Raw genomic sequence first — 10332 nt, 5'->3', positions numbered from 1 at the left:
ACAGCACCGGACGCCACTGGCGTGGCGCCGGTGTGCTCAGTGTTATCCATATAGGAGAAATTATGAGAGAAATCGGCGAAGTTTTAGGTGTTTTGGGGATGATTTTGATCGGTGTGTCCTATATTTGGTCGTTTATCATCGGTTATCGGAAAAGTGTTGGTTGGCTTATTGGGTTATTGGTCATTTGGGTGTTTTTTTATCCCCCTCTTGTATTCGTCAATTGGGAGAGGACTAAGAATAATTTCTTTGTGTTTTTAATCGGAGTGGTTATTACGGTAATAAGTTTTTTTATGCTGGTTGCTACAAATCCAAATAAAATGGCATAAATAGTTAACAAGCAAAATCAGCTGGCCGCATAAGTGCGCCGCCGCTTTGGTTGTTAGCACTAATGGGGATCATATATGAAAGCTTGGATCTTGGTTGGTTTGGCTTTATTTAGTGCTCCAGTATTGGCTGGGAAAGAAGCAGGGAAGCCATTTTTGGAGCAGATTTTTGTTGCCGCTTTTCCGCTTGTTATATTTCTAGTTGTCTTTTGGTTGATTATGCGGGCAATGACTTTTAAAAATGGAAAAAATATCAACACCCAATTGCTGGAAAGCAACTTGGAGATTGCGAAAGAGTTAAAAAGAATTGCAGATTACGTGGAGACTTTAAAAACCAAAGACAAAGATGATTAGCGCTATTCGTGTCACGGCGCTAACAAGTGACTGTGGTGTAAACGCCCAACATCAAGCTGTTTTTTCACGCCACGGTTTCTGGTTCTTGAGCGCAGTATTAAGCATCTCAATCGTTTTGCGTATGCAGGCAATCAGGGTGACTTTGGGTGGTTTTCCTTGGGCTTTCAGGCGTTCATATAGCTGCTTGAATACCGTATCAGCACACTCTGAGGCTGGTTTGCAGTTGGTGCCGGGACGGGCGACCTTCCGCGCCTGTTACTGCTCACCGCGCGCGTGCTCCCGTGCCAAGTCGATAAATGCCTTCAGCGTCGCTGAAGGGTTGCGGCGGTTGGGGTAGTAGAGGCAGAGCTCTTGGCGGGGTGGTGTCCAGTCTTGCAACACGCGTTCTAGCTGTCTGGCGTCCAGCTCCTCCTGGACGTCCTGTTCCATCAGTAGTCCGAGGCCTGCGCCTGCCTTGAGGGCTGCTTTGACCACGCTGGCGTCGTCCAGGGTGAGTTGTCCGTTGACCTCCAGCTTGATGTGCTCACCGTCCTTTTCCAAGTGCCAGGGGTAGATGCCTCCGTTGGGCAGGCGGATGCGGATGCACGGGTGATTTAGCAGGTCTGCTGGCGAGGCTGGACGGCCATGGGTGTTCAGGTACGCGGGGCTGGCGACGATGGCGTAGCGCTGGGCCTGCCCCAGTGGTAGCACGATCATGTCGGCGGGCACGAGATTGCGCGCGCGCAGGCCGAGGTCGAAGCCGTCGGCGACGATGTCGACTAGGCGGCCTTCGGTCACCAGATCAATGTGTACCTTGGGGTAGCGCTGCAGGAAGTCGAGCATCAGCGGCAGCAGGGCCGAACGCGCGGCGCTGGCGAAGGCATTGATACGCAGCACGCCGGCTGGCTCGGCGTGACGGGTGCGCACCTCGCCCAGTGCGGCGCGCATGTTTTCCAGTGCCGGGCCCACCTGTTGCAGGTACAGGATGCCGGCCTCGGTCAGCGATACGCTGCGGGTAGTGCGGTTGAACAGGCGTGTGTCGATGGCGGCTTCCAGCTTGGCGATGGTGGTGCTCAGGGCGCTGGTCGAGACGTTGAGCTCAATAGCGGCCTGGCGGAAGGAGCCGCGCCGGGCGACTGCTAGGGCGGCTTCCAGTTCATTGAGTCCGATACGCGAAATCGCCATTGGATTATCCTGCTTTTTGGGATAGGTCGTTATTTTAATCCCAGTTGAGCAAATTAAGAATGGCCCGGCAAGATGACTGCTGTTCCCGCACTGTTTGCGGAAGAGGAGAGCACATCATGAGTATTGCATTGCCGGATGTCGTACAGACCTATTTTGAAGTCAGCAATGGGCAGGGCATGACGCGGCTTGCCGAGTGTTTTTGCGACGACGCTACGGTACGCGATGAAAACCAGACCCATCAGGGTTTGGCGGCCATTGTCGAGTGGCAGTTTGCTGCCCGACAGGCGTACAGCTATGTAGCGGTGCCGCTACAATCCTGGCAGGACGGTGAGGCGCTGGTGGTCATCGCGCGGCTGACGGGCAACTTCCCGGGTAGCCCGGTGGAGCTGCAGCACCACTTTGCCTTTGACGGCGGGCGCATCAAGTTGCTTGAGATTGGCAGCTGAGCCGGGGCGGGCGAGCCGTTAGCTGGCACTGCGGCGTTGACAGCTCCGCCTGCTGCTTCGTACTATCGGGCTGGATTTTACGCAACGGGCATTACATGTTCCCTTCCTTTGACCATTCGCTGCTATCACCTGGGCTTCTCGCCTCGGTCGGCGTGTGCGTCTCCGTTGCCAAGAAATCCAAGAAACAGTCGCTCATTTGACCGGGGCGTGCTGTCCCGTCAGATGGGCTGACAGGACAACATGCGCTAGGTTACACCTCCCTCACGTTTGATCCCCACGCCTCCTGACGGTGACTTGACGGTCTGCCACAAGGAGTTTTTGCATGTCTGATTTTCGTGGGATCTGGGTGGCGCTGGTTACACCATTCCGTGAGGGAGAGGTGGATTTTATTGCGCTGCAGGGGCTGGTGGAGCGCTTGCTGTCCGATGGCGTGTCGGGGCTGGTGGTCTGCGGCTCGACCGGCGAGGCGGCGGCGTTGAGTCAGGGCGAGCAGCTTGCGGTGCTGGATGCGGTGCTGCAGTGGGCGCCTCCGCAGCAGGTGGTTATGGGGTTGAGCGGCAACAACCTGCGTGAACTGCTGGCGTTTCAGCATGAGGTCCAGCAGCGTTCTCTGGCCGGGCTGCTGGTGCCTGCGCCTTGCTATATTCGCCCTTCTCAGCAGGGGTTGGAACGCTTCTTTCAAACGGTTGCCGATGCGGCGACGGTGCCGGTGGTGCTCTATGACATTCCCTATCGCACCGGGGTGCGGATTGAGCGCGAGACCCTGAGACGCATCGTGCGTCACCCGCGCATCGTCGCGGTCAAAGATTGCGGTGGGGATGCGGAGACGACCATGGCGCTGGTTGTCGACGGCAATGTCAACGTGCTCGCTGGTGAGGATGTGCAGATGTTTGCCAGTCAGTGCCTGGGCGCTGTCGGTGCCATATCGGCGGCCGCGCATATCCGTACCGACCTGTTTGTGCAGATGCACCGGCTGCTGGAGCGGGGCGACCTGCTTGCCGCGCGCCGCACTTTCTTTCGTTTGCAGCCCTGGATACAGATCGCCTTCGCTGAGCCCAACCCTGCTGTCATCAAATACGCGCTGGCGCTGCAGGGGATGGTGGCCAATGAACTACGGGAGCCGATGCAGCCGACCGCGGCTGCGACAGCTCAGTTGCTTCATCGGGTGCTGCAGATGCTGGGGGAGGAGCCCTGCGCGCCGCTGCCTGGCGAGCTGCAGTGCGTTGGATGACCGGGCGGAGTACCCGCTGCGTTCAGCGTACTTTCCTGAAGGTCAGGTTGTAACGCACCGCGCCGGTAGTGGGATGGCTGGCCTTTTTGCCCAGCGGGCTGACACCATGAAAATACAGCCGGCTGACGCCGCCCCAGACCACCACGTCGCCATGTTCCAGCAGCCAGCGGCTGGTTGGGTCGCTGCGGTTGGGACCACCAAACAGGAAGGTGATGGGTGCGCCGAGGGAGATCGAGACGATGGGGGCGGTGAAGTCCTGCTCGTCCTTGTCTTGATGCAGGCCCATGCGCGCGCCGGTGGTGTAGCGGTTGATCAGGCAGGCTTCCGGCGCAAAGTGCGCAAAACCGGCGCTATGCGCGGCGCGCTCGGCCAGCTCTGCGAACAGCGCGGGGATGGCGGGCCAGGGCTGGTTGCTTTGCGGGTCTTGCGGGCTGTAGCGATAGCCGTGTCGATCCGTCACCCAGCCGTAGGCGCCGCAGCTGCTCATGGCCGCGGACATCGTGTAGCCGCCGGGGGTGACCTGATGACGAAAGGGCGCCTGCGCGGCGATCTGCTCGATGGCGGCCAGCAGGGCGTCGGCATCGCTCAGGGCAAAGCCTTTCAGCAGCCAGGCGTCCGGGCCGATCTGCTGCTTTGTCGCTGGCTCGGGCGCGCCAAGGTCAAGCAGGCCTTGCATGGCGGGTATCCGGGATCAGGTGTGGCAGGGTGAGGTACAGCATGGGGCGGCCGGTGGTTGAGTGCGTCCGGCCATGATGGCGCAAGGGAAGGGCAGGCTCAAGCCGCCCCCGTTGGGTGACGGGGGCGACAGACCTCTGGGCATTAGAACTTCATGCCGGGCAGGTTGAGTGACGCGGTGTTGCCGCCGTCAACCGCCAGGGCCTGGCCGGTAACGTAGCTGGCATCTTCACTGGCGAGGAAGGCAATGGCACCGGCGATCTCTTCAGGACGGCCATAGCGGCGCAGCTCGCAGCGGGTGCCGAGCTTCTCTTCCTTGTTGTTCTCGCGGGCGTACTTGAACACTGGGGCGGTCATGCCGGTTTCGATCAGGCCGGGGCAGACGGCGTTGACGCGAATGTTGAACTGGCCTAGGTCGCAGGCGGCGGTCATGGTGAAGTTGATCACGCCAGCCTTGGAGGCGCTGTAGGCGTTACCGCCAGCGCCGGAGCGAATACCTGCCACCGAGGCGGTGTTGACGATAGCGCCGCCGTTCTGGTCGCGCATCTGACGCGAGGCGTACTTGGTGAACAGCATGACGCCGAACAGGTTGACGTTGATGATCTTCTGCCAGGTTTCCAGGCTCTGATCGGTGGCGATGCTGTAGTCACCACCGGCGATACCGGCGTTGTTGCAGAGCACGTCCAGGCGGCCGTAGTGGGCCACGGTGTCGGCGACGCATTGCTCAACGGCTGCTTCGTCACTGACGTCCAGTGCGCGGTGCAGCACCTCGGCGCCGGCCGGTAGTTCCTTGATGGTCTGTTCCAGACCTTCGGCGTTGCGGTCCACCAGCATCAGGCGCGCGCCTTCGCTGGCCAGACGTTTGGCGGTGGCACGGCCGATGCCGCTGCCGGCACCGGTGATCAGGGCGATTCTGTTCTCGAAGCGTTGCATTTCAAACTCCTTTGGGGCGAAAGCGGCAAGCCACAAGCGACAAGCTGCAAGCAAAGCTGGCGCGGTGTTGACCTGCGCGGGTTGTCTCAAAGTCCAGCAGGGGCGTTACAGGCCGTGAAAACAATTGACTGGCCTGTCGCACTGCGCACCCTGTTGCAGCTTGCAGCTGCGTTAATGACTAATACTCGGATCATCCGCTACAGCGACGTTGTCGCCGTTCGGATCAATACCCAACTGGTTGGCCATGTCGCTGGTGTCGACTTTCCAGCTGCTGGCGATGTCGCGTTCGAAGCGTACCGGGGACAGGGCGATCAGGCCGTCGCGCAGGGCGCCGACGTCGGTCTGGCGGCCGGTGATGCGGTCGGTCTGGCGCTGGAAGCCGAGCCAGTAGTAGGGCACGCCGCGGGTGTCTTCCCGGCGCTCGATGTTCACGCCGCCGATGCTGCCGCGTTGCGGGCGGCAGATGGCGACGCCACGGACGTCTTCTGGTGCACGTGCCGGGAAGTTGATGTTCATGGCACAGTCTTCCGGCCAGCCGGCGTCCAGCAGTTGGCGAACCAGGTTGGCACCGTACTGGCGGGAGGTTTCCCAATGTACGTCGTTGCCGGGGATGTAGGCCTGGCTGAGGGCGATGGACGGAATGCCAAGCAGGGTGCCGGTAAGGGCGCCGCCGATGGTGCCGGAGTAGGCGACCGAGTCGCTGATGTTGGCGCCGTTGTTGACGCCGGATAGCACCAGATCGGGTTTGACCGGCAGCAGTTCGGCAACGCCGAGCAGGACGCAGTCACTGGGAGTGCCACTGACGCTGAACCGGTGTTCTTCAAACTGGTGAACGCGCAGCGGGTGGTGGACGGAGATGGACATGGACACGCCGCTTTGGTCCAGATCGGGCGAGACGATCCACACTTCCTCGGCGATCTCGTTGGCAATCTCTTCGAGCACTTGCAGGCCCGGGCCGCGCCAGCCGTCGTCGTTGGTCAGCAGTACGCGCTTGACGGGTTTGCTCATTGGCAATCCTCATTGTTGGAAACGGGTGGGGCTTGAATGTGCAACGGGGCAGCTGACGCGGCCCCGTTTGGTCTTACTTCTGGGCGATTTCCCAGCCGCGCTCAGCCAGCAGGCTGGCGCGTTTGCCGACTTCCAGGGCGTCGGCGTTGCTGGCGTTGCCTTGCAGTGCGCGGTGGTAAACACCTTGCACAATGGCGGCCAGACGGAACAACGAGAAGGCGATGTAGTAGTTCCAGTTCGGCACACCGCTGCGGCCGGTGTATTCGCAGTACCAATCCAGCAGTTGTTGCTCTTCCGGCAGACCGAGGGATTTCAGATCGGCACCGACCATGCCCTTGGCGCCGTCGACGTTGACCGGCATGTGGTACGGCAGGCAGCAGTAGGCCAGATCCGACAGCGGGTGGCCGAGGGTTGCCAGCTCCCAGTCGAGGATGGATACGACCTTGGACTCGGTCGGGTGCAGCATCAGGTTGCCGATTCGGAAGTCGCCATGGGCGATGGTGGTGCTTTCATCAGCCGGGATGTTCTCCGGCAGCCACTTCATCAGGGCGTCCATAGCGGGCATGTCGTGGGTGCGGCTGGCTTCAAACTGGCCACCCCAGCGTTTGACCTGACGGGCGATGTAGTTGTCGGGCTTGCCGTAGCCTTCCAGGCCGATGGCCTTCCAGTCGGCGTTGTGCATCTTGGCCATGGTTTCGATCATGGACTGGTAGATCGGCATGCGCTCTTCCTGCGCTACCTCGCTCAGCAGCGGCTGGGAGTAGACGCGGCCTTCGACGTAATCCATAACGTAGAACGCGGTGCCGATGATCTCTGGGTCTTCACACAGCAGGCGTGCGGTTGGTACCGGCACGTCGGTCTTGCCCAGGGCGTTGATGACCTGGAACTCGCGCTCGACCATGTGGGCTGACGGCAGCAGTTTTCCCGGCGGCTTCTTGCGCAGTACGTAGCGCTTGCCGGCGATTTCCAGCAGGAATGTCGGGTTGGACTGGCCACCCTGAAATTGCTGCACCTTGATGCCCTGGTTGGCTCCCGGAAGGTAGTCCTGCAGGTAGTTGGCGAGCTTTGCCTCGTCGAACTTGTGGGCAGGCAATACGTCAATCAGGGTCGCTCCGCTCATCTTTGAAGATCCTGTTGTTGATGGGTCAAGTAGGCAAAAATAACACGCCAGGGCGAACCCTGGCGCGTTGAACAGCGAGGTGAATCAGGCGTTATCAGGCAATGGTATCGCCGCCGTCGGCGACGATGGTCTGCCCGGTAACGTACGCCGAAGCGCTGGAAGCCAGGAACAGCGCCACCCCGGCGATGTCCACCGGCTCGCCTACGCGGCGCAGTGGCAGCTTCTCTTCCACCTTGCGCAGGCGGTCCGGATCTTCCAGCAGGGCCTGGGCAAAATCGGTACGGATCAGGCCGGGGGCGATGCTGTTGACGCGGATGCCCTGCGGGCCCCACTCCAGCGACAGGTTGCGGGCCAGGCCGGCTTCAGCCGCCTTGGACATGCCGTAGACGCCGATATTGGCGCTGGCACGCAGCCCCGCAATGCTTGACAGCAGGACGATGGAACCACCACCTTGCTCGACCATGTGCGGGATGACCATGTTGCACAGCCAGAAGGTGCCCTTGACGTTGGTGCCCATGATCTTGTCGAAGGCCTCGTCGCTGACTTTGTGGGTCGGGCCATAGACCGGGTTGGTGGCAGCGTTACAGACCAGCACGTCGATGCGGCCAAAGGCTTCGAGGGTGCGATCAACCAGGTTCTGTAGCTGGGCCTTGTCGCCCACATGGCAGGCAACCGGCAGCGCATCGAAGCCCTGACTGCGCAGCTCGTCCGCAACCTGCTGACAAACGTCGGCCTTGCGGCTGGAAATCACAACCTTGGCGCCAGCCTTGGCGTATTCCTCGGCAATCGACTTGCCGATGCCCTTGGTCGAACCGGTGATGATGGCGACCTTGCCGGTCAGATCAAACAGCTTGCTCATAGAACCTCGCTTTGCTCGAGCCACAAGCTTCAAACCTCAGGCTAAAACCAGTGCACGGTCAGCTTTAGGCTTGGAGCTTGCGGCTTGACGCTGCCCTTACAGGTATTGGCTCATTTCCATTTTGGCGATGGCGTTCAGATGCACCTCGTCCGGGCCGTCGGCCAGACGCAGGGTACGGGCCTTGGCGTAGGCGGAGGCGAGGAAGGTGTCCTGGCACACGCCCTTGGCGCCGAAGATCTGAATGGCGCGGTCGATGACGTTGCAGGCCATGGTCGGGGCAACAGCTTTGATCATGGCGATCTGCTGACGGGCAACCTTGTTGCCGAACTTGTCCATGCTGCGGGCGGCATGCAGGGTCAGCAGGCGGGCCTGGTCGATCTCGCAACGGGAGCGGGCGATCATTTCTGGCACGCTGCCCAGCTTGTACATCGGCTTGCCAAAGGCAACGCGCTCGCCAGCACGGCGGCACATGGCTTCCAGTGCGCGTTCGGCGATGCCGATGCTGCGCATGCAGTGATGGATGCGGCCCGGGCCAAGGCGACCTTGGGCGATCTCGAAGCCGCGACCCTCACCCAGCAGGATGTTGGAAACCGGGACGCGCACATTGTTGTATTCGATTTCGGCATGGCCGTGCGGGGCGTGGTCGTAACCGAATACATGCAGGTCACGAACGATCTTCACGCCGGGGGTGTCCAGCGGCACCAGAATCATGCTCTGTTGCAGGTGCTTCGGCGCGTTGGCGTCGGTCTTGCCCATGACGATGGCGATCTTGCAGTGCTCGTTCATCGCCCCGGAGGACCACCACTTGGTGCCGTTGATGACGTACTCGTCACCTTCGCGGCGGATTTCGCACTGGATGTTGGTGGCATCGGAGGAGGCTACGTCCGGTTCGGTCATGGAGAAGCAGGAGCGGATTTCACCCGCCAGCAGCGGCTTGAGCCATTGCTCTTTTTGCTCTTCATTGCCGTAGCGCTCGATGGTTTCCATGTTGCCGGTGTCCGGCGCGTTGCAGTTGAAGACTTCACCGGCGAAGGAAACGCGGCCCATGATTTCACACAGGTGGGCGTACTCTTCGTTGGTGAGGCCGGCGCCACGCTCGGATTCGGGCAGGAACAGGTTCCACAGACCCTGCGCACGGGCCTTTTCCTTGAGTTCTTCAAGGATTGCCGGGTGGCCCCACTTATTCTGTTTTACCTGCTCGTAGAACACGGCTTCGTTGGGGTAGATGTGCTCATCCATAAAACCCTGAAGCTTGGTTTTCAGGTCCTGTACGCGGGGGCTGAGGTCAAACATGTTGAATCCTTTGGCAATGGTTCGTTGGGGGGCGTGCGATGCTGCTGACCATATAGTCACCCGCGCCAAAGGAGAACGATGTAGCGTCAGTGGCAATAGGTATGCATAAGTCAACCTAATAACATGGGGTATGCATTATTAGTGCGGGCGAGACAAATTCCTCACACTGCATTCTGCAGCGTTGTGTCTCGCAGCTCGCCGTGCAAACGGGCTAGGTCCTCGGGCGTGTCCAGATCCCAGAGCGCTGGGCCTACCCACAGGCTTAGGCCAGCGGCTTCAAGGCGCTGGCGGGTATCGCTCAGGACCTGCTCGTGGCTCCAGTCCATATTTTGAAAGGGGGCCGGGTTGGCTTCACGCTGGCCGATCAGCACGTAGCCGCCGTCTTCACTGGGAATGATCGCGGTGTCGTGCCGATTTAGTGCACGGCAGGCGGCGAGCACGTGTGTGCTGTCCATGTTGGGGCAGTCGCTGCCAATCAGCAGGGCGCCATCGGGATGCTCGGCAATGGCATTGGCCATGCGTTCGCCGAGGTCCTCACCGCACTGTTGCCGCAGCTTAAGACCATGTTCGCTGGCCAATGCGCGCAGTACTGGGTGCTCTGGATTGGTGGCGTACAGGAAGCGTTGCCCCGGCCAGTCGAAGGTCTGGGTCAGGGTGCGTTGCAGCAGTTTGAGGTAGAGATCGCGGGCGCCGCCGGCGCCGAGAGCGGGAATCAGTCTGGTTTTCACCTGGCCCGGCTCCGGTGCCTTGGCGAAGATCAGTAGGGGCAGGAAGGCGGATTCAAATTGCATGGCTGTTTCTCGCTTGCGGGGCACTTAGGTGCTGTGACCTAGACTCCTGCAAAATGTTCGCCAGCCCGGCGGGTATGCTCGGGCAATGGCGCTTTTTTGTGACGCAGGTCGTCGTTCCGTGTTTCAGCATAGATT

General features: G+C 60.4%; 12 protein-coding genes. 4 read left to right on the top strand and 8 right to left on the bottom strand.

Translation table 11 applies throughout. The features are described from left to right. Nucleotides 1-326: hypothetical protein (locus tag C1949_RS19400; RefSeq protein WP_170063017.1), on the top strand; the 326-nt coding region annotated here is incomplete at its 5' end. 75 nt (nt 327-401) lie between these two features. Then, the gene (locus C1949_RS07110) at nt 402-677 is read left to right on the top strand and encodes a hypothetical protein (RefSeq protein ID WP_104737771.1); all 276 of its coding nucleotides are present in this window, start codon (nt 402-404) and stop codon (nt 675-677) included. Between the two features lie 255 nt (nt 678-932). On the opposite strand, the gene C1949_RS07105 is transcribed toward C1949_RS07110, so the two are convergent. Further along, nucleotides 933-1841: a LysR family transcriptional regulator gene (locus tag C1949_RS07105; RefSeq protein WP_104737770.1), complete on the bottom strand. Its 909-nt coding sequence runs from the start codon at nt 1839-1841 to the stop codon at nt 933-935. A gap of 116 nt (nt 1842-1957) precedes the next feature. On the opposite strand from C1949_RS07105, the gene C1949_RS07100 reads away from it, so the two are divergent. Then, nucleotides 1958-2287, top strand: a complete 330-nt coding sequence (locus tag C1949_RS07100; protein ID WP_104737769.1) for a nuclear transport factor 2 family protein — start codon at nt 1958-1960, stop codon at nt 2285-2287. A 322-nt stretch (nt 2288-2609) separates the two neighbouring features. Then, a complete protein-coding gene (gene dapA, locus C1949_RS07095) occupies nt 2610-3518 on the top strand; it encodes a 4-hydroxy-tetrahydrodipicolinate synthase (RefSeq protein ID WP_104737768.1) in 909 nt (302 codons plus the stop codon). A gap of 22 nt (nt 3519-3540) precedes the next feature. On the opposite strand, the gene alkB is transcribed toward dapA, so the two are convergent. The 7 genes from alkB to C1949_RS07060 form a co-directional block, all read right to left on the bottom strand. Next, a complete protein-coding gene (gene alkB / locus C1949_RS07090; protein ID WP_211287096.1) occupies nt 3541-4194 on the bottom strand; it encodes a DNA oxidative demethylase AlkB in 654 nt (217 codons plus the stop codon). 143 nt (nt 4195-4337) lie between these two features. Beyond that, nucleotides 4338-5126, bottom strand: coding sequence for an SDR family NAD(P)-dependent oxidoreductase (locus C1949_RS07085; protein ID WP_104737767.1), 789 nt, complete (start codon nt 5124-5126; stop codon nt 4338-4340). A gap of 171 nt (nt 5127-5297) precedes the next feature. Continuing rightward, nucleotides 5298-6134: a 5'/3'-nucleotidase SurE gene (gene surE, locus C1949_RS07080; protein ID WP_104737766.1), complete on the bottom strand. Its 837-nt coding sequence runs from the start codon at nt 6132-6134 to the stop codon at nt 5298-5300. Nucleotides 6135-6207: 73 nt separating this feature from the next. Then, entirely contained in the window at nt 6208-7254 is a 1047-nt protein-coding gene (locus C1949_RS07075; RefSeq protein ID WP_088273703.1) for a phosphotransferase, read from the bottom strand. A 94-nt stretch (nt 7255-7348) separates the two neighbouring features. After that, on the bottom strand, nt 7349-8113 hold the full coding sequence (locus tag C1949_RS07070) for an SDR family NAD(P)-dependent oxidoreductase (RefSeq protein WP_104737765.1): 765 nt from the start codon (nt 8111-8113) through the stop codon (nt 7349-7351). 96 nt (nt 8114-8209) lie between these two features. Next, complete coding sequence (locus C1949_RS07065; protein ID WP_104737764.1) at nt 8210-9406, bottom strand: acyl-CoA dehydrogenase family protein; 1197 nt, start codon at nt 9404-9406, stop codon at nt 8210-8212. A 161-nt stretch (nt 9407-9567) separates the two neighbouring features. Further along, nucleotides 9568-10197, bottom strand: coding sequence for a TIGR04282 family arsenosugar biosynthesis glycosyltransferase (locus C1949_RS07060; protein ID WP_104737763.1), 630 nt, complete (start codon nt 10195-10197; stop codon nt 9568-9570). Nucleotides 10198-10332: the final 135 nt, after the last annotated feature.

The sequence above is a fragment of the Halopseudomonas oceani genome (genome assembly GCF_002903165.1).
Taxonomy (GTDB): domain Bacteria; phylum Pseudomonadota; class Gammaproteobacteria; order Pseudomonadales; family Pseudomonadaceae; genus Halopseudomonas; species Halopseudomonas oceani.
The sequence above is the reverse complement of the archived record's forward strand: the minus strand, read 5'-3'. Positions and strand labels throughout refer to the sequence as shown.

Excerpts from the sequence above, each read along its gene's own strand:
- C1949_RS07110 (WP_104737771.1), top strand. The coding sequence starts at position 402 with ATGAAAGCTTGGATCTTGGTTGGTTTGGCTTTATTTAGTGCTCCAGTA.
- C1949_RS07105 (WP_104737770.1), bottom strand. The coding sequence starts at position 1,841 with ATGGCGATTTCGCGTATCGGACTCAATGAACTGGAAGCCGCCCTAGCA.
- C1949_RS07100 (WP_104737769.1), top strand. The coding sequence starts at position 1,958 with ATGAGTATTGCATTGCCGGATGTCGTACAGACCTATTTTGAAGTCAGC.
- dapA (WP_104737768.1), top strand. The coding sequence starts at position 2,610 with ATGTCTGATTTTCGTGGGATCTGGGTGGCGCTGGTTACACCATTCCGT.
- alkB (WP_211287096.1), bottom strand. The coding sequence starts at position 4,194 with ATGCAAGGCCTGCTTGACCTTGGCGCGCCCGAGCCAGCGACAAAGCAG.
- C1949_RS07085 (WP_104737767.1), bottom strand. The coding sequence starts at position 5,126 with ATGCAACGCTTCGAGAACAGAATCGCCCTGATCACCGGTGCCGGCAGC.
- surE (WP_104737766.1), bottom strand. The coding sequence starts at position 6,134 with ATGAGCAAACCCGTCAAGCGCGTACTGCTGACCAACGACGACGGCTGG.
- C1949_RS07075 (WP_088273703.1), bottom strand. The coding sequence starts at position 7,254 with ATGAGCGGAGCGACCCTGATTGACGTATTGCCTGCCCACAAGTTCGAC.
- C1949_RS07070 (WP_104737765.1), bottom strand. The coding sequence starts at position 8,113 with ATGAGCAAGCTGTTTGATCTGACCGGCAAGGTCGCCATCATCACCGGT.
- C1949_RS07065 (WP_104737764.1), bottom strand. The coding sequence starts at position 9,406 with ATGTTTGACCTCAGCCCCCGCGTACAGGACCTGAAAACCAAGCTTCAG.
- C1949_RS07060 (WP_104737763.1), bottom strand. The coding sequence starts at position 10,197 with ATGCAATTTGAATCCGCCTTCCTGCCCCTACTGATCTTCGCCAAGGCA.